The following is a 17,915-nucleotide window of genomic DNA, read 5'->3' as shown; positions in this document are numbered from 1 at the left end:
GTAGCGCTCGGTTGTCGTACCGGGGCGGGTCGAGGAACCGGCGGCAGGCAACTCCCGATGCGCGAGTTGCCTGCCGACGAATCACACCGAGACAGTGACGCCGTCACCGGCCAGTTCCAGCCGATGCGGCGGCGGCGCCATCATCCCTCGCGAGCAGATTCCGACTCCCCTCCACCATCCAAGGGGGGTGCATCAGCAACGGCATTGAGTGCTTCGGCGATCGCAGCTTCCTCGAACGCGAAGTGCTCGCGCAGCCGGGAAACGAGACCGTCAAGCGTGTCCCGCAGTTCACCTATGTCGCTTGCTCCCGGCACATAACCTTCGAGTAGTTCACGGATCGAGCGATTGGTCTCGGCCACCACGACATGCTCGGTCCGGAGCTTCTCCAGTGTCGGGGCAAGAGCGGGGAGCGCCTCCGCCAGCATCGGGAAGGCGCCGAAGTCTTCACCCGTATGGTGCCGTTCGAGCGCACCACAGAAGGCAAGGCAGCGTTCACGCAACTGAGCGTGCAGATCCATCGGTGGCATCACCACCGGTGTCGTGATGTCGTTTGCCGCGATGAGTGTGTCGACCTGCATCAGCACGACATCGAGTTCCGCAGACAGCCACTGGTGCACTTCCTTCAGGAAATCACCCATCCCACGCACCCGGTCGAGGCCTTCGCGAGACACGAGAGGGTTGAGCTCCACCAGAGGGATGACCCGGGTGGTCAGCTGCTGGTAGTCGCCGTAGCCGGGCTCCCCGCGCACCACCTCCTCCCAGAGACGGTCGCGATCCGCACCGGGCAGGATGGTCGCAACAGCCCGATAGGTTTCATCGCCCACCTCGACGGTCACCACCGGATGCGCCCGCAAGTTGTGCAGCCAGGCCGGGCTTCGGTCGGCGCCACCGGCAGAGGCAACGACAATGCGCTTGCCTTCGATATCCACATAGCCCAACGGGGTGGTGTGGTGACGCCGGCTCCGAGCACCCACGGTGGTGAGCAGAAGGAGAGACGAACCGTCGAAGGGGCCACCGACAACTCCGGCGTTCGCGCGGAAGTCATCGATCAGGCGTTGCTGAAAGCCATTCGACGTCGACAGTGAATTGGGATCGTTCGAGTACATACGAGGTTCCTTTTGTCCGCAGCGCTGGATGCGGCACCGCCAAGACCTCCGCACGACTCGCCGCCGAACGCAGGCGGGTGGGACGGGCGCATACCAGCAACGAAAGAGAGCACTATGACAGCGCCGTCGAACTTCCTCAGCGGACGAAAGTAGACCTGAGGCATCGATTCACGCCTGGAGGACGTCTGAATCCTCGTCCGCCTCCATCACGGACACGCTGCATACGGCAGAGACACCGACATCCGGCACCATGCTGCCATCGACAGGTGGAGCGAATCAACCGCTCCCCGACAAAGCGCGACAGCGACAATCCCGCCGCCGATCGGCCGGTGGCGCAGCACCACGGATCGATGGGGGCGCGTCGACTCCACTCACCGCGGTCACGGGTACACCGATTCCCACAACCTCCCCGGGTGCGTGCACCCGTTTCGAGATCGAAGACGGACGTGCAATCAGCCTGCGGAACAGAGAGATTGCACGTTCAGCGAGGCCGTCACTCGGACCAGCAGCTTCGTGGCCGACCGAACACGAGTTCGTCAGGAACACGTCAACAGGACTTGCGGTAGTCAGTGAAATGTGACTAACTTGGCTGAGATTCAATGGGAAGGCACCTTGTTCGGTGAGGCTCCTTCGCGGATACAGGCCAGCGACCCCGAACGTCGAGAGACGCCCCGGGTCAGGACAGGCATCCCCGACTTAAGGGGTTGCCCCGATTGGCTCCCGACTCCTGTGTCGGGTTCACGCCGCGAAGTGCCAAAGCTCTGACGAGTTGGGGTGAACCAGCCGCGGTGGTTGGTCCGCTCCTTGCCGAGTCGAGGACGACGCCGTTTCGAGGCGTCACCGGCCGGAAGGAGGCGAGGATGGACAGTAGCCCGGGCCATAGTTGGCCCTATTCCGAACTTCTCGCTATCACTTCCGCACGCCCCGGCGACTCCCTCATCGTCGCCGTCCGCACGTAGACCAATCCCGTAGGCCGCAGGGCATGTATGCGGCCGTGCGAGCGCACTCCGGTGCCGGCGCACGGTCCAATCCTGCGCCCGCGCGCCGGCCTCTCTTCACCGGGTGAGTGTCTGCGCCGGACCCAAGGCGCTCATCACCGACGGACATTCCTCATGAACAACCTGAATCATGCTCGACCTCAACCCATTTCAAATGATCCGCGATCGCTGAGGGCGCACTGGTCGATCGATCCCGCAGACGGCCGGATGCGATGCCGCTGGCGGCTCGATGCGCCACCCCAGAACGGGCCGCACCCGCTCGCCGTCAACCGATTTCACCGCTGAACCACCCTCACAGGAGCTCCTCATGACCACCCTCGTCTCCCGGCCGCGCCCAGCACAGAAGGGCTCACGGCTCGAGAAGCAGGCGATCTCGTTCACCATCGGCCTGTACCTGTTCATCTGCGCGGCGCTGTTGGCCATTCACTACGGTGCACCGGAACCCGCCCCGGCGCCGGCGGACGGCGCGTCCACCACCTCGGGCAGCTCGTCGACTTCGCCGTTCAACCCCTGACCAACCCTGCCCCGCGCATCCCACCCACGGACTGCGTTGTCCCTCAGGAGCACACCGTGACCACTCGAACCATCACTCCCCGCTACGACCCACTCGTGCTACGCAGCCGTTGGCTCCAGTTGCCTGCCGGCGACCCCGATGCGATCGCCGCCGCGCGCAGCAACGCCGGCGTCGACTTCGCCGCTGCCAGCGGACGCATCTGGGAGACCGACGACTACATCTACCTGCCGGTGACCGTGAACGTGCGCGACGGTGACACCATCCGCCGCGAACGGGTGTCCTTCGCCCTCGGTAGCGACCTGTTGGTCACTCTCCAGCCGGTCGCCAACTTCGCCCCGTTCGGTAAGGCGCTGGCCCGGATCAGCCGCACGCCGCACCTGGCCGACAGCCCACACGGAGTGATGTATGCACTGCTCCACGCATTGAATGAGGAATCCGAACGCGTCATCGACCGCGCCAGTGAGGTTCTCGAGTCGATGAGCGACGAGATCGACCTCGCCACCACCGGCTACAACGAACGGGGCCGGGAAATCGGCGTCAGCGACATGCAGGACACCATCGCCCGAATGAACGACGCGGAGGAGATCGTCTCTCGCTGCCAGGAAACGCAGCTACTACTGGCTCGGGCCGCCAGGCACCTGCGCGCAGATCTGCCCGCGGAGCAGACACAGCTCGCCAGCCTCCTCGACATTCTCATCGCCGACATCAACGGCGTCCAGGAGCACGCCAGCTACGAACACGACAAGGTCCGCTACCTTCAGCAGTCGATCATGACCTCCCTCGATGTGAAGCAGAACCAGATCGTCAAGGTGTTCACCATCATCACTGCCGTGTTCCTCCCACCCACCCTGGTGGCCACCTTCTACGGGATGAACTTCACCTTCATGCCTGAACTCAGTTGGGAGCACGGCTTTCTCACCACCACGCTACTCACTCTGATCTCAGCCATGATCCCGCTGTGGTACATCCATCGCAGGGGCTGGCTGCGCTGACTGGCACCAGGAAGCAACCGCATCGGAAACACTTGGATCCCAGGTGTTTCCGATGCTTGCAGCTGAATCAAAACCGATTGGGAAGCCGAACTGGGCGGCCACGACTGATGCGGTGGCTTCGGTGGCGATCAGGAGCATCAGCTGATCGAACTTTCCCGAAGAAGACGCAGCAGACACCGTAGGCTTGGATCCTTCTCATGGTTGTTATGCCCTCGCACCGAACCCCTCGTCGATATCGTCGACACCATGAAGGTGAGGGACGTCGGCGTAGTCGCTCTGGCAGCAGGCCTTGCGACTGCCGGATTGGTCTATCTGCATGAACGGCCACCGGGCCGACCCGCCACGGCACAGGCTGTTACGGAGGCGACCTGTCTGGATCCAGGCATGTTCCCAGGTCACTTCCCGCCACCGGAGCCACAAACCTTCACACCACCTGAACCAGGCACCGTCCCCGAGAGTTTCGATCCGGTGGCTGTAGTGACCTGCAGCGGCGGCTCGGGCAGAACCTACTTCGGCCCAGATGGACAGCAGCCTGCCGGGACGGCGGTGGTAGTCGAGGAAGTGCGACGCGAAGGAGATCTTCGTGACCTGCTGACCGCACTGTCCGAACACTCGGACCCGCAGGGATGGTGGATCGAGGCCTGGTTCGGAAAGACTCGCCAGCCGCCGTCCGGTCATTGCATCTCCGGGACGACGTGCCCGCTGCTGTGGCTGGTCGACCGCGATGGCCGTGCGATCCGCCCGTCGATTCCAGTCGACCGTTCCGGAGCAGACAAGGCCGATGCTCGCCACGCCATCGCGCACTTGCCGATCGTCAGCCGCGTCGAACACAGTCTGGACGTGCCAACCGCCTCTGGTTGAGTTCAGCGCGTCGCCGGCTCCACGAGTGCCTCGGCGGGCTTCGACGTCACACCGGTCGGACGCCCCGAAACTCTCAACCCTCGGAACCGTGTCATCCATCGCTGAAGATCACTGTCAGTTTCAGAATTCGGTTGCACGACGCGGTGGGCAAACCGAGCGTCGTGAGGAGGTCTTCCGATCGTCCTCGAGGATCATCCATCCTCTGCCTCCTCACCTCCATCCGAGAATGTGGTGATCTTCGAAGATATGCAGCTCTCCAGGGTGTCCACGACAAGGCGGGCGAACTGGTCCCGGCGTCACCTCGTAGCCGTGTCGTGCGACTTGCGGCGAACCGTTGCCATCGTCGGACCTGGCGGACCCTTCTCTGGCTCAACTACAAGGTCACTCAGTTCGATTTCCCATACCAAAGCGCCATTCGGGTTGTAGACTCTCCACCCCGTCAACAATCCAATCCCGGTGTCGAGGAACAACTCGGCCCACGCTTGCGGATTCAAGCGATTCCTCACGTGGATTCGGAAGCCTTCCTTCGACAGCCTCGGCGGCTTGCAGCGCCCATTGGTCACCAGCGCGTGGCCAGATTTCGAGATCCAACGGAAAACACAGACGGATGGAGGTCTTGTGCCCTCGGGTTCAGCGTGAGACTCCAGAGATGCGTTGCACGCGGTCGATGTCGAGAACGGCGCCGACTGCGCGCAACGTGATCGAGTGAGCATTGACAGCCAGTGGACACGCCATACTCAATCTCGCTCCCCCAACCGCAGAACCGATTCCTATGTCTCCCCGCAGGTTTCGCTGTATGTCAGGGTGAAGTTATTTCAGCGGTTCACACAACCCGGTCGGCAAGGCAAGATACGGATCAACCCGACGATGACGATTTCCAGCCTGGGCGGTGGTCGACAGTGTTTCAGACATCCTGGTGCGCAACGGTTTACAAGTTGACCGCTAGGGTGCGCGCTGGTCGACGCGTTTCGACGACGCGTCAGCGTTCCTCGGATCTTTGTCGTCGGCGATTGTGCCGCCGTCCCCAGTGCCTGGCTAAGCGCGCCACCGTGTCGGTGCAAGGTGCGCACGCGTCCGGTACATTCACGCGAATAGTCAAGGGACACAATCCTAAACCGTAATCGATGGACTGCATCGGACCAGCCCTGAGATTGGGACGCAAGAACGCGGTGGTGCAGGCAAGTCTTCGCGACGAGAGACCGCGGCGGCTGTATGTCACCGGCCGACTTGCAGTCACCATTATGGAGTTGGTGTGCAGATACACAAAGTACGGACCACGGAAGGCGAACTACGCATGGCTACCCGGCAAACGGAATCGAGTTACGGTGCATGCATGACAGCTGCTGAAGAGGACCATGAGGTTGATCAACTTCGCGTCGTTGCACAAGCCCTCCTGGAAGCGGCGGTGGGAGAAGGGCGCCTGACGCTCGAAGAGTACTCGGACAAGGCGGCAGTGGTCTGGTCGCCGACCGCCGATCAAGCGCAACTTGCGGAGATCGTGCCATACAGCGCGGATCCGCCGGCGGTAGTGTCGCCGCCGCAGTCGACTATCGTGGGTGTCTTCGGTGACACGAAGCGGTCCGGTCGTTGGTCTTTGGCAACAAAGACATTGGCGTTGCTGTTGTTCGGGGATCTCAAGTTCGATCTGCGTTCCGCGGTTATCACGGCGCCCTCCTCGTCGATCACCGTCGTGTCATTTTTCGGTGACACCAGTGTGGTGGTTCCGGAGGGAGTCTCGGTGGAGCTTGGTGGTTTCGATCTCTTCGGGGATCGTGACTTCGACGGAGGTCGGCAGGATGCCGGGCACGGTGCGCCGGTCATCCGCGTTGTCTCGTATTCGTTGTTCGGTGATCTGAAAGTACGTACGCGATAGCTGGGATCATGCGCGCGACACAGCTGAACTGCGGTGCCAGGTCCGGCAGTGGTGTTCGGAGGCGTGGGCACGCCGATGTGCTTGGAATCGTTCGATCTTGCTTGTGGGCGGCGTGAGGACGAATGTGTCGACCGCACTCCGGAGAAACGGAGGCACGATAATCAAATCCGGTGTAGCAGGAGGTTTGGTTGACATCACTGTTGTTGTCCTGGAAGAGGAATGGCGGATTCTGACAGTCATTGCAACAGCAGACGGTCCATCTCTTCGATGGACGTCCGAACTTCTAGCCGTTTACGAGGTTGCTGATTGAGTTCCCGGGCAACCCCCTCGAATTCGGTTTTCGAGTGCATACTGAGATCCGAGCCTTTCGGGAAATATTGTCTGAGTATGCCGTTGGCGTTTTCGTTGGACCCCGCTGCCACGCGAATGCGGATCACAGGAATAGATGGACCGGGTGAGGTTATGTTCGAGTGCTCCGCGCCAGGGCTGGTAGAGGGATTGATAGATGGTTTCGATACTCACCCGCATCTGTGGATCGTCGGGGAACTCGAGCCGGAGTCGATCTACGATCTGTTCGGGTGAACGACGCAGGGTCAGGGTATTGTCCATGTTCTCACGCGGGGGTCGCATTGGTGGCGAGTTTGGCGGGCTTCGGGCGGGAGGCTCGGTGGTAGGCCGCTGCGTGCGCTGATCGTGCTCGATACCGTCCGGAAGTTTCGCGGTTGCGGGTGACCTCCCGCGAGATCGTCGATGGACTCCGCGTCAGGGTTCGGGCGATGTCACGGATACTGTGGCCTGCAGCGACGCCGACGGCGATCTCCTCGCGTTCGGCGTAGGTCAGGCATCGTCCTTTGAGGTTGCAGCCGCGGCGTGGACGTACTCCGCCACATGCGGTGAGCCATGGTCAAAACGCACACCGAAACCCGAAAAAGCGGTCTGAGAAAAAATCGGTCGTCGAGGTCCACGAATCCGAACTACATCGTGAATCAGTGTGCAGAATCTGCGGGATAGTACACGGATGCTGCGCCGAAGGAAATGGCTGAGATCGTCAACGCAGGCCAGGTGATACTCCACCCATCCGCTCCTGCGACGGAGAGCACAGCAGTGACGATCATCGCGACCACCACAGCCGTCGACGTTGCGAATGCGAGCCGCCACGTCGTCGGCGCCGCGGCGCGGACGTTTCGCTCGCCGACCGCGAGGACGCCCTTCCCCGTCAGGATTGCTGCCATTCCCAACAGCGCGCCGGCAGGAAGCGAGCACAACGACCCGACGCAGACCGCGGTAAGAACACTACTGACATCGCTGGAATCTGCGAAGAGAAGCGCGAAGTAACTTCCGAATACAGCTCCCACGATCAGCGGCCACGCCATCGCTCGGCTCTGCCAGGAAACATCGGGACGGGTCATACCGCGACGATACCGATCAGGTGGCAACGTCCCCCTCGAATCACCTGACGGTCAAGCCTATGCCGAATAATTCGGTGAAAAACGTGCCAGATAGTTCCGGAAGTCGCAGTGTATGTCAGCAGATAAGTGTCCGGGGCGATCTCGCGTAGCCGGAATTCGCTGGTCTCCCGGAGGTCCGCGTCCGTGATTCGATTGAAGCCTTCCCGCCTGGTGCCCAGCTCTGAAAGGTGGAAGATGGGCTCTCGAAGTTTGAGTTCCTCGAGCAGTGGAGTTCGGCTTCGGCGTTTTGGTCGGGCTCGCTCGCGGTTCGTTCCACGGCGTTGAGTATTCGGCACCTGTGCCATGGCAGGCCATCTGCCTCCACACCAGACGATAGACGTGCACACTCAGCGCCGACGGCAACTGCTTGATCAGGCCCACGTTCGTAATGAAGACCTCGAAGCCATCAAGCGAGTGTCGCCCCTGGCCAGTCGGGGATCGAAGATCCTGTTCTCGTTCTCCGACGGTGCCGTCCATCTCTCCGCTGGCAGCGACGGTGAAGGACGTGGCGAGGAGACGCTTGCTTGTGAGTTCGAGGGTGAACCTCTGACCATCGCATTCAGCCCGCGGTATCTGATGGATGGCCTCGGCGCAGCACGTGCAACCAAGATCGAGATCGTCATGAACGGATCGATCCGCGCCGCCACCTTGCGGCCTGTCGATGATTCCGGGGACGCGGACCTGGCATCTGGACGTCGTCTGTATGTGCTGATGCCGCTCTAGCCTTCGTGAGTCGCGCGTGAGAGCCGGATGGCGAGCACGTCGGGGAACCAGTGCCACACCTGTGGTGATCTGCAGTCTTCTCCCCAGGGTGCGCTGATCTCCGAAAGCGTCTCTGCGAGTGTCCATCTCGATCAGGTGCCACGTGGTCACCGGCGAGCCCGCGCCCGACGGAGAGTCGAGAGCCTACGCGTCGCTTCGATGAGACGCCGGCTAAGTGCGGGGCTCTGTTCGGTTGAATAGTACGAAATCCTCGAGTTGACTGAGTGCCTTGAGGTGACCGTTGCGGTGTCCTTCGATCATGCTGTCCCCAACGAATGAGGTGACCTGGTTCGTGACTTTGACCGTCGTATAGCCATCGTGATCGTCAGTGAACTCCCAAGTCAGCAGTGCGGCGGCCAGCAGGTCCCCGTTCGTGGTCACTGTGTCGGTATGGACGATGAGCGCCGAAGATGCAATGTGTAGGTAGTCAACCACTCCATGGAACGGTAACGAGTCGATCGGCCCGCATCGGTACTCGTCCCGCCCTCCTGGGCGAAAATCCGTACGGTCGAAGACCAGCGCTTCGCCAGCTGGCACCGACCAAATGGCCCGTGCAGACGGGTCCATGTAAGCCCTCCATACGACATCTGGCGTCGCCGGAATTTTACGTTCGAAAGTCAAGGTATCGCGAATGATGGGTGATGACGTCATGCTGATACTGACCTCCGGCACAGCAGAAAGTAATCGCACAGCCCGGGGTTATCTTGCCATCCTTTCCCGCAGCCCCTCCAGTCGATTACCCACGGCCGCCGGGACGCTCTACTCGAATAGATGCGGACTCGTCGGGGCTTCATAGATGTTCACCGCGCAGGTTTCGAAATTATCGAATACATATTCGAACTATGGCACCATCCTGTCCGTCGGGTGCCCGCGCCGACGGGAGTAGCACTCCGACGAAGCATCACGTCAGGTGATTGCTCCGGACCGGATTGTCGTGCCACACCTGTTGCAATCTGCTATCTTCGCAGCGAAAGCTGTTGGGCTGCATAGACCGTGCTCCCGAATTCCTGCGACAGCTCTGCACCCCAAGAGAAGTCGCTGCGGTACCGGTCGACAGGATCGACCTCGTCCTGCTCTCACTCAGCGGTACTGACGTGCCGCCGGGCTGAGCCCGGGCCGTCACCGCTCGCGCCCGCCGCAAAGTCCTCCCGTTTGAGCGGAAAGTCCATCACGACCACCTCTCCAGGTCCGGTGGAAGGTGCATCGCGCCTCACCCTCCGGGTGTTGCAGGCGGTGGCCCGGCCCGCGGACCGGCATCACCCAGCCGGGGCCACCGTCAGTCCGGCCGGGGCCCGAATGTGTCGAGCATGACGATAGGGCCATCGTCGACCAGCGTCTTCGCGTCGATTTCGAGCAATCCGGCAAACGCCTTGGCGGTGTAGACGGGGTCGAGCGGGATCCCATGCTCGAGCCCGACGCGCTGCGCCGCCCGCCCCTCGGCGGTGGCGTATCCGTATCCGGGACCGAGATATTCACGGGTCACTGTCAGCTTCCCCGACGTCAGATCGATGTCGCCGAGCTTCGCACCACGCCGACGCAGGAGAGTCTCGGTCCGACCCGCAAGATCACGAATCTCCCGTGGTCCCAAAGGCAGGGTGTCGTTGACCACCACCGCGACGACGCCCGTCCGCAGCCCGGCCAGACGCAGGCCCAGCAGTAGACCCGCGGCGGTACCTCCGGACCCGACGGCTGCTACGACGTGTGCCGGCTCCGGAATGTCGCCCGCCTCAACCTGCGCCGCGATCTCCAGACCCGCCTCGACATACCCGAGCGCACCGACCGGCGACGAACCACCAGGCGGCAGATAGTACGGCAATCGTCCACCACGAGTATGCCGCAGCATCAGCCAGGGTGCGCACGCCACGGTACGGGCCTTGTTCCGGGTCAAATGCAGCGTCGCGCCCGATCGACGCAGCCGCTCGAGCTGCGCACGCACATGGTCGTCGACGGGCTGATCGATCAGGGCAAGTGCGGTGCCTATTCCGAATCTCTTGGCATACAACGCCGTCGCCAGACCCCAGTTGGTACCGAGCCCACCGACGGTGATGATCCGCCGCGATTTCCGTGCCAGAACATCGGGAAGGATCCACTCGAGCTTGCGAACCTTGTTACCACCCCAGCCACCGTCGCCGAACACACTCTCGTCCTTGAGCCACAGCCGGTTCCGGCTTCCCAGACCGTCTAGTCTCCGGACCGGGGTAGGCGCCGTACCGAGCCGCACGTATGGCAGTCTCGACACGAGCTCGGGAAACTTGTGATGCAGCAGTGGCTGGTTCATGACGTCAGGCCTCCCGGCCGGAACCGAGGCGGCCACGAATCGAACCGGCGAGATAGTCCAGATCGGGTCGCGGCGGCATGGTCGGACGCGCCCGAATCCCGAAGCCGTCCCCCACCGTCCGGGGGATCACGTGCAGATGCACGTGAAACACTTCCTGGCCGGCCTCCACCCCGTCAGCGAGGAAGAAGTTCACCCCAGCTGCATCGACCTCACTGTCCCGCAAGGCGCGGGCCAATCGCTGACCGACCCGGAACATCCTGCCGCCGGCGCCGGGATCGAGTTCCGACAAATCCGCGGCATGCACCCTCGGTACCACCAGCAGGTGCCCGGGTGTGAGGGGCCGGATATCCATGAACGCGACCGTGTGCTCGTCCTCGTACACGACGCTCGATTCTGCCGCGCCAGCGACGATGGCGCAGAAGACGCAGCGAGTCATGGGAATCGGGCTCATGAGAAGATGTTAGGTGCCAGATGCGGGCGCGGCGAAGAGCCGGACGATATACCGCTTCGTGTCGGAGTTGGTAGAGGATGCGCACGGATGGAGGCGCCCTGACAGTCGGCTGCGCCGGCGCGGCGGCCGCACCTCAGACCTCGACGGCGACCCGCTCCCCGGACTCCTCGCGGCCGGCAGCATGACGTCGGCACGGCACCTCAGCGGCCGCACGGTCGTCGCTCCCGGCGCTGTCCCCGCGAGCGAGCAGCGCGGCATAGCGACCGCCCAGCACACGCAACTGATCGTGGTTGCCGCGCTCGGCAACCCGGCCATGGTCGAGAACCACAATCTGGTCGGCGTCACGGATCGTGGAGAGCCGGTGCGCGATCGATATCGTGGTGCGACCGCGGCTGACGACGTCGAGCGCGGCCTGCACCGCCCGCTCAGTCTCGTTGTCGAGGGCGCTGGTGGCCTCGTCGAGCACGAGAATTCGGGGGTCGCGCAACAGGGTTCGCGCGATGGCGATGCGCTGCTTCTCGCCACCGGAGAACCGGTGGCCGCGGGCGCCGACGACAGTGTCGTAGCCGTCGGGCAGCGACTCGATCAGCTCGTGTACCTGCGCGGCCCGTGCCGCGGCAACGATCTCGGCGTCGGTCGCCGCCGCCCTGGCGTGCCGCAGATTCTCCCGGATCGTCGCGTGCAGCAGGTACGTCTCCTGCGAGACGACGCCGACCAGTTCGGACAACTCCGCGAGCGAGATGTCGCGGAGGTCGACGCCGTCGATCATCACCCGGCCGGACGTCGGATCGTGTAACCGCGCCACGAGCGACGCGAGAGTGGTCTTACCCGAGCCGGTTTCGCCGACCAGCGCCAGCGACGACCCGGCGGGCACGTCGATGGTGACACCGGCGAGGGCGTGACGGTCGGCGTTCTCGTAGCGGAAGCCGACGTCCTCGAACCGCACAGCACCGGACACCTTCTCGCGCGGCATCGGCACCGGCTTGTCGGGGTCGTCGATCTCGACGGGCAGGTCGAGATACTGGAAGATGCGGCTGAACAGGGCGAGTGAACTCGTCACGGACACACCGACGTCCAGCAGACCCATGAGCGGCCGGAACAGCGTGGTCTGCAGACCGGTGAACGCAACCAGGGTGCCGATCGTCATGCCGCCCGACGTCGCAGGCAGGCCCGCCGCAAGGTACAGCAGCGCGGGGATGGCCGAGAAGACGATGCTCATCGTCGCCATCCGCCACCGGCCGGACAGCTGCGAGCGAACCTCGAGATCCACCAGCCGGTGCGACGTGTCGGCGAAGCGGCCGGACATCGCCGGGCCGGCGCCGAGCGTCTTGCCCAGCTGCACACCACTGATCGACAGGCTCTCTTCGATCTGGGTCTGCATGTCCGCGAGTGCGTGCTGGCGCTGCGCGGTGATCTCGCGGCGCATCAGCGCGACCTTACGAGTGAGCCAGATCGCCGGCGGCAGCACGATCAGGGAGAGCAGGGACAGCCGCCAGCTGAGGACGGCCATCGCGATCACGGTGCCGACGACCGTGGTGACGTTGGAGGCGATCGACGTCGCGGTGGACGTGACGACGGTCTGCATGCCGCCGATGTCGTTGGTGAGTCGGGACTGGATCTCGCCGCCGCGAGTACGGGTGAAGAAGCCGAGTGACTGCCGCTGCAGATGCGTGAACACGCGGGTGCGCAGATCGTGCATGATGTGCTGCCCGACGGTGGTCGAGATCCACGTCTGCACTACACCGAGCACGGAGCCGGCAATCGTGATGGCGAGCATGCCGAGCACGGCCCACACAAGCAGGCTCACGTTCTGGTCGGGAATCGCGCGGTCGATCACCTCTCGGACCAGGAAGGGGTTGGCCAGAGAGATCGTGGACGACACCACGATCAGCACCATCACCACGCAAATCTGCCAGCGGTACGGCGCGAACAGTGAGCCGATCCGGCGCAGACTCACCGGGGAATCCTCGAGCTGGGCACGGTCGGCGGGATCGATCTTGCGGGTACGTATGGGACCCCCGCCGGGCCCACCGAAGTGAGGGCTTGTCACTACACCACCCCTCTCGGAAGTCGGGGCAAGCCAATTACTGAGGTTGCCTCAACATGAGGTAGCTGTCAAGTGAGGTAAGCTCCGGCACCATGACGGAGGTACCCGCCGAAGAGCTCCGCGATCTCGTGATGTCGACATCCCGGACCCTGCGTCGGAACTGGTTCACCGCGCTCGAGCCATGGGAACTCTCGCCCCACGAGTTCCGTGCGCTGCGCGTCATCCACCACGAGGCCGACGGCCGACCACGACTGGGCGACGTCGCGAAGGCACTGAGCATCGCGCCCCGATCAGCCACCGAGGTGGTCGACCGGCTACAGAAACGCAATCTCGTCGAGCGCGTCGCCGACGGCGTCGACCGTCGTGCCGTCTGCGTGCAGCTCACCGACACCGGCCTGAAGCTGATCACCGAGATGTCGGCCGCACGCGACGCCCAGGCCGCGGACTTCTTCGGCTCGCTCGATGCCCACGACCGCGCCGAGCTGCGCCGGATCCTCGGCAAGCTCGCGCCCGACGACTGCTGACTCTCCTCGACCGTCGGCCACGGCTCGACGCACAACCCCGCCGCGGCGACTGAAGTACCGAACGAGCCCCCAACGGATCTCTCCGATGGGGGCTCGTTGCCGAATGGCGTACTTACGCTGCCCGACTGATTTTACCGACTAGCTGGATCCCAGCAATCCGGCCAACGAACCGAGAGATCCGGTGGGACTGCCCGGGACCTCCTCGGCTTCGACGGTGACGACCTTGGTGACCGTGTTCGCGGTACCGCCCACGGTGACGTCCACGGTCAGAACCTGGCTGCCCGCAGCGGTCGGGGTCCAGGTACAAGTGGCCGTTCCGTCCGCAGTAACCGTTGCGGTGCAGATGGTCTCGGCGCCAACCTTGATGGTCACGTCCGTTCCCGTGTCTGCGCCGGTGACCGTGATGGCTGAAGGGGCGCCCGAGATGGGTGCGGCCGGGTTCACGGCGATCACTACGCTACCGACCGGAGCCGCAGCAACCGTGCCCGTCTGCGCCACCGACACCGACGCCGCATTCGAGGCATCACCCAGATACTTCGCAATCACCGAAAACGACTGACCCGCATCCGCAACACCCGGAGTCCACGAATACGTCGCAACACCATCAACCGCAGTACCAGTCCCCAGAACAACACCATTGTTCGAGAACTCGACAACACCAGCGACACCACCAGACACAGTCGCCGTCAACGTCGACACCGAATCAACCTGCGGAACAGGAGAAACCGTCAACGAAGTCGCCGTCGCACGCTTGGAAACCTCGACAGAAACCGGAACCGACGCCGGACCACTACCGACACCATTGCTCGCAACCGCAGTCACACTCACCGAACCGACAACATCAACGACGACATCACAACTGAAAACCCCACCGACATCCGCCGTCGCACTACAAGTCTGACCACCCGCAGTCACCACCACAGACGAACCAGCCTCAGCCTTACCCGACACAGTCACCGTGTCCCCGACCACCACAGCAGCCGGAGAAACAACCACATCACTCGGAGCCGCCGGCACCGCCGGAGCCGCAGCAACCGTGCCCGTCTGCGCCACCGACACCGACGCCGCATTCGACGCATCACCCAGATACTTCGCAATCACCGAAAACGACTGACCCGCATCCGCAACACCCGGAGTCCACGAATACGTCGCAACACCATCAACCGCAGTACCAGTCCCCAGAACAACACCATTGTTCGAGAACTCGACAACACCAGCGACACCACCAGACACAGTCGCCGTCAACGTCGACACCGAATCAACCTGCGGAACAGGAGAAACCGTCAACGAAGTCGCCGTCGCACGCTTGGAAACCTCGACAGAAACCGGAACCGACGCCGGACCACTACCGACACCATTGCTCGCAACCGCAGTCACACTCACCGAACCGACAACATCAACGACGACATCACAACTGAAAACCCCACCGACATCCGCCGTCGCACTACAAGTCTGACCACCCGCAGTCACCACCACAGACGAACCAGCCTCAGCCTTACCCGACACAGTCACCGTGTCCCCGACCACCACAGCAGCCGGAGAAACAACCACATCACTCGGAGCCGCCGGCACCGCCGGAGCCGCAGCAACCGTGCCCGTCTGCGCCACCGACACCGACGCCGCATTCGACGCATCACCCAGATACTTCGCAATCACCGAAAACGACTGACCCGCATCCGCAACACCCGGAGTCCACGAATACGTCGCAACACCATCAACCGCAGTACCAGTCCCCAGAACAACACCATTGTTCGAGAACTCGACAACACCAGCGACACCACCAGACACAGTCGCCGTCAACGTCGACACCGAATCAACCTGCGGAACAGGAGAAACCGTCAAAGAGGTCGTCGTCGCGGACTTCGCGACCGTGATCGACGGACCCGCGTTGGCGGTTTCGGAGCCGGTGCCCTGGTTCGCGGAGATTCCGGCGCCGGTTGTCAGGGCGACGTCGCGAGCGCAGTTCTGACCGACGGTGTACTGAACCGTGTAGTCGATATTCCGGTCGACGGCACTACGAATCCACGATCCCGTCATGCGCACGACAGTCGGGTCGCTCGAATCAGTGCCGACACCCTTGCCGGAGACTCGCGACGAATTCGCGACGTACGTCAGGCAGGCCGGGTGAATGTCCTTGAAGGCGCTGATGGTCGGTGCGAGGCCGCCGTTCCAACGAATGTTGTTCGTGACGGTGATCGTCTCGCCCGGGACCGGCGTGCCGTTGCTGATCGTTCGGTTGAACGTCCAACTGCCGGAATTTGTCGATCCGCTCACGGGTGCCGCGGATGCTGTCCCGACGCCCAACGATGCGGCGAAGCCTGCTGTCATGGCGACTGCGCTCGCGCCGGCTAGCAGCCGGCGTGTGTTCTTTTTCTTCAACTTCGTTCAGCCCCTCTTTGGATGATGCACCAACCCCGACAGTTGGACACGCGTCCAACCGCCGCCGAATGAGGTCACAGTACTGCATCGATCACGGCGCAACCGGCGGTTTCGCCGAACGCTCGCGCCCCGCCACCAGGACGGACGACATAGCGCGACAGCCGAGAACGTCGGCAGGCCGGCGCCTCACTCCTCGGAGAGGGGCGCCGGCCTGCCGGCAGTCGTAGTTCGGGGGGCCGACCTAGAGGATCGCTCCGGGTGCGTATCGGGCGGCGTCCGGGTTGGCATCGACGAGCTTCTGTACCTGCGCCACCACCGAGTCCACCTGCGCGCCGGCGGCACCGACAAACGCGGACTTGTCGGCGAGGGCCTCGTCGAGCGCGGCGCGATCGAGCGGCAGACGGTCGTCGGCGGCCAGACGATCCAGCAGGTCCGGATCCTTGCCCTGCTCACGCATCGCGAGCGCGACCGAGACGGCATGCTCCTTGATGACCTCGTGTGCGGTCTCGCGTCCGACACCCGCGCGCACCGCGGCCATGAGGACCTTGGTGGTCGCGAGGAACGGCAGGTAGCGGGTGAGTTCCTTCTCGATGACGGCCGGGTACGCACCGAACTCGGCGAGCACGGTCAGGAAGGTCTCCATCTGTCCGTCAATCGCGAAGAACGCGTCGGGCAACGCGACGCGGCGGACGACGGAGCAGAACACGTCGCCCTCGTTCCACTGCGCACCCGCCAGTTCGGCGGCCATCGACGCGTAGCCGCGCAGCACCACCTGCAGGCCGTTGACCCGCTCACACGAGCGGGTGTTCATCTTGTGTGGCATGGCCGACGAGCCCACCTGGCCGGGCTGGAAGCCCTCGGTGACCAGCTCGTGACCGGCCATCAGGCGGATCGTGTGCGCAAACGACGACGGTGCTGCGCCCACCTGGACCAGCGCGGACAGCACGTCGTGGTCGAGCGAGCGCGGGTACACCTGGCCGACGCTGGTGAACACGTGCGCGAAGCCGAGGTGCTCGGCAACCTTCTTCTCGAGCTGCTCGAGCTTGGCCGCATCGCCGTCGAGCAGGTCCAGCATGTCCTGTGCGGTACCCATCGGGCCCTTGATGCCGCGCAGCGGATAACGGTCGATGAGCTCCCGCAGACGGGTGAGCGCAACGAGCAGCTCGTCGGCGGCCGACGCGAAACGCTTCCCGAGCGTGGTGGCCTGTGCGGCGACGTTGTGGGAGCGTCCGGCCATAACGAAACCGGTGTACTCGGCTGCCCGCTCGCCCAGGCGGGCGACGATCGCCACGCCGTGGTCGTAGACGTGTTCGAGCGACCGCAGCACCTGCAACTGCTCGACGTTCTCGGTGAGGTCGCGGCTGGTCAGACCCTTGTGCACATGCTCGTGGCCGGCGAGGGCGTTGAACTCCTCGATGCGCGCCTTCACATCATGGCGGGTGATGCGCTCACGCTCGGCGATCGAGTCCAGGTCGACCGTCTCGAGCACCCGCTCGTAGTCGGCGAGAGCCTCCTGCGGAACGTCGATTCCGAGCTCTGCCTGCGCCCGCAGCACCGCCAGCCACAGCTGACGCTCGAGCACGATCTTGTACTCCGGCGACCACAGCGCCTTCAGCTCGGGGCTGGCGTAACGGTTGGCAAGGACGTTCGGGATGCGGCTCACGAGGCCCCAGTTTACGGCG

Annotated in this window: 14 protein-coding genes, 2 pseudogenes and 1 riboswitch; of the genes and pseudogenes, 6 read left to right on the top strand and 10 right to left on the bottom strand. The window is 63.5% G+C overall.

The window, feature by feature from the left end; all coding sequences use genetic code 11:
• Positions 1–140: 140 nt before the first annotated feature.
• The gene (locus ERC79_RS15760) at positions 141–1,106 is read right to left on the bottom strand and encodes a nitroreductase/quinone reductase family protein (RefSeq protein ID WP_131579399.1); all 966 of its coding nucleotides are present in this window, start codon (positions 1,104–1,106) and stop codon (positions 141–143) included.
• A 604-nt stretch (positions 1,107–1,710) separates the two neighbouring features.
• Positions 1,711–1,887: riboswitch (M-box (ykoK) riboswitch) on the top strand.
• 524 nt (positions 1,888–2,411) lie between these two features.
• Here ERC79_RS15760 and ERC79_RS23140 point away from each other — a divergent pair.
• The 4 genes from ERC79_RS23140 (at position 2,412) to ERC79_RS15745 (ending at position 6,344) form a co-directional block, all read left to right on the top strand.
• The gene (locus ERC79_RS23140) at positions 2,412–2,618 is read left to right on the top strand and encodes a hypothetical protein (RefSeq protein WP_165497144.1); all 207 of its coding nucleotides are present in this window, start codon (positions 2,412–2,414) and stop codon (positions 2,616–2,618) included.
• Positions 2,619–2,674: 56 nt separating this feature from the next.
• Entirely contained in the window at positions 2,675–3,610 is a 936-nt protein-coding gene (locus tag ERC79_RS15755; protein ID WP_165497143.1) for a CorA family divalent cation transporter, read from the top strand.
• Between the two features lie 468 nt (positions 3,611–4,078).
• Positions 4,079–4,471 (top strand): hypothetical protein, encoded by a 393-nt coding sequence (locus tag ERC79_RS15750; protein WP_131579397.1) that lies wholly within the window; start codon positions 4,079–4,081, stop codon positions 4,469–4,471.
• Positions 4,472–5,804: 1,333 nt separating this feature from the next.
• Entirely contained in the window at positions 5,805–6,344 is a 540-nt protein-coding gene (locus ERC79_RS15745; protein WP_131579396.1) for a LiaF domain-containing protein, read from the top strand.
• Between the two features lie 676 nt (positions 6,345–7,020).
• On the opposite strand, the pseudogene ERC79_RS23535 reads toward ERC79_RS15745, so the two are convergent.
• The 3 genes and pseudogenes from ERC79_RS23535 to ERC79_RS23530 form a co-directional block, all read right to left on the bottom strand.
• Positions 7,021–7,185 (bottom strand): annotated as a pseudogene (locus ERC79_RS23535) (helix-turn-helix domain-containing protein); the annotation flags it as partial.
• 145 nt (positions 7,186–7,330) lie between these two features.
• Positions 7,331–7,753 carry a hypothetical protein gene (locus ERC79_RS15735; RefSeq protein WP_131579395.1) on the bottom strand — a complete coding sequence of 141 codons (423 nt, stop codon included), beginning with the start codon at positions 7,751–7,753 and terminating at the stop codon, positions 7,331–7,333.
• Positions 7,754–8,104: 351 nt separating this feature from the next.
• A pseudogene (locus tag ERC79_RS23530) lies at positions 8,105–8,203 on the bottom strand (ABC transporter permease); the annotation flags it as partial.
• A gap of 3 nt (positions 8,204–8,206) precedes the next feature.
• On the opposite strand from ERC79_RS23530, the gene ERC79_RS15730 reads away from it, so the two are divergent.
• Positions 8,207–8,515 (top strand): DNA polymerase III subunit beta, encoded by a 309-nt coding sequence (locus tag ERC79_RS15730; RefSeq protein WP_242676591.1) that lies wholly within the window; start codon positions 8,207–8,209, stop codon positions 8,513–8,515.
• A 210-nt stretch (positions 8,516–8,725) separates the two neighbouring features.
• On the opposite strand, the gene ERC79_RS15725 is transcribed toward ERC79_RS15730, so the two are convergent.
• From ERC79_RS15725 to ERC79_RS15710, 4 genes are all read right to left on the bottom strand, one after another.
• Entirely contained in the window at positions 8,726–9,121 is a 396-nt protein-coding gene (locus ERC79_RS15725; protein WP_165497142.1) for an SRPBCC domain-containing protein, read from the bottom strand.
• Between the two features lie 709 nt (positions 9,122–9,830).
• Complete coding sequence (locus ERC79_RS15720; protein ID WP_131579392.1) at positions 9,831–10,832, bottom strand: pyridoxal-phosphate dependent enzyme; 1,002 nt, start codon at positions 10,830–10,832, stop codon at positions 9,831–9,833.
• A gap of 4 nt (positions 10,833–10,836) precedes the next feature.
• Positions 10,837–11,268 carry an HIT family protein gene (locus ERC79_RS15715; protein WP_131581211.1) on the bottom strand — a complete coding sequence of 144 codons (432 nt, stop codon included), beginning with the start codon at positions 11,266–11,268 and terminating at the stop codon, positions 10,837–10,839.
• A gap of 148 nt (positions 11,269–11,416) precedes the next feature.
• The gene (locus ERC79_RS15710) at positions 11,417–13,333 is read right to left on the bottom strand and encodes an ABC transporter ATP-binding protein (protein ID WP_131579391.1); all 1,917 of its coding nucleotides are present in this window, start codon (positions 13,331–13,333) and stop codon (positions 11,417–11,419) included.
• An 89-nt stretch (positions 13,334–13,422) separates the two neighbouring features.
• Between ERC79_RS15710 and ERC79_RS15705 the strand changes: the two genes are divergently transcribed.
• Complete coding sequence (locus tag ERC79_RS15705) at positions 13,423–13,854, top strand: MarR family transcriptional regulator (protein WP_131579390.1); 432 nt, start codon at positions 13,423–13,425, stop codon at positions 13,852–13,854.
• A gap of 138 nt (positions 13,855–13,992) precedes the next feature.
• On the opposite strand, the gene ERC79_RS15700 is transcribed toward ERC79_RS15705, so the two are convergent.
• Together ERC79_RS15700 and purB are read right to left on the bottom strand one after the other, a co-directional pair.
• Positions 13,993–16,128, bottom strand: coding sequence for an Ig-like domain repeat protein (locus ERC79_RS15700; RefSeq protein ID WP_165497141.1), 2,136 nt, complete (start codon positions 16,126–16,128; stop codon positions 13,993–13,995).
• Positions 16,129–16,474: 346 nt separating this feature from the next.
• The gene (gene purB / locus ERC79_RS15695; protein ID WP_131579388.1) at positions 16,475–17,896 is read right to left on the bottom strand and encodes an adenylosuccinate lyase; all 1,422 of its coding nucleotides are present in this window, start codon (positions 17,894–17,896) and stop codon (positions 16,475–16,477) included.
• Positions 17,897–17,915 lie beyond the last annotated feature (19 nt).

Source organism: Rhodococcus sp. ABRD24 (genome assembly GCF_004328705.1).
Lineage (GTDB): Bacteria > Actinomycetota > Actinomycetes > Mycobacteriales > Mycobacteriaceae > Prescottella.
This window is presented reverse-complemented; position numbering and strand designations above follow the sequence as displayed.

Excerpts from the sequence above, each read along its gene's own strand:
- ERC79_RS15745 (WP_131579396.1), top strand. The coding sequence starts at position 5,805 with ATGACAGCTGCTGAAGAGGACCATGAGGTTGATCAACTTCGCGTCGTT.
- ERC79_RS15705 (WP_131579390.1), top strand. The coding sequence starts at position 13,423 with ATGACGGAGGTACCCGCCGAAGAGCTCCGCGATCTCGTGATGTCGACA.
- ERC79_RS15735 (WP_131579395.1), bottom strand. The coding sequence starts at position 7,753 with ATGACCCGTCCCGATGTTTCCTGGCAGAGCCGAGCGATGGCGTGGCCG.
- ERC79_RS15725 (WP_165497142.1), bottom strand. The coding sequence starts at position 9,121 with ATGGACCCGTCTGCACGGGCCATTTGGTCGGTGCCAGCTGGCGAAGCG.
- ERC79_RS15760 (WP_131579399.1), bottom strand. The coding sequence starts at position 1,106 with ATGTACTCGAACGATCCCAATTCACTGTCGACGTCGAATGGCTTTCAG.
- ERC79_RS23140 (WP_165497144.1), top strand. The coding sequence starts at position 2,412 with ATGACCACCCTCGTCTCCCGGCCGCGCCCAGCACAGAAGGGCTCACGG.
- ERC79_RS15720 (WP_131579392.1), bottom strand. The coding sequence starts at position 10,832 with ATGAACCAGCCACTGCTGCATCACAAGTTTCCCGAGCTCGTGTCGAGA.
- ERC79_RS15715 (WP_131581211.1), bottom strand. The coding sequence starts at position 11,268 with ATGACTCGCTGCGTCTTCTGCGCCATCGTCGCTGGCGCGGCAGAATCG.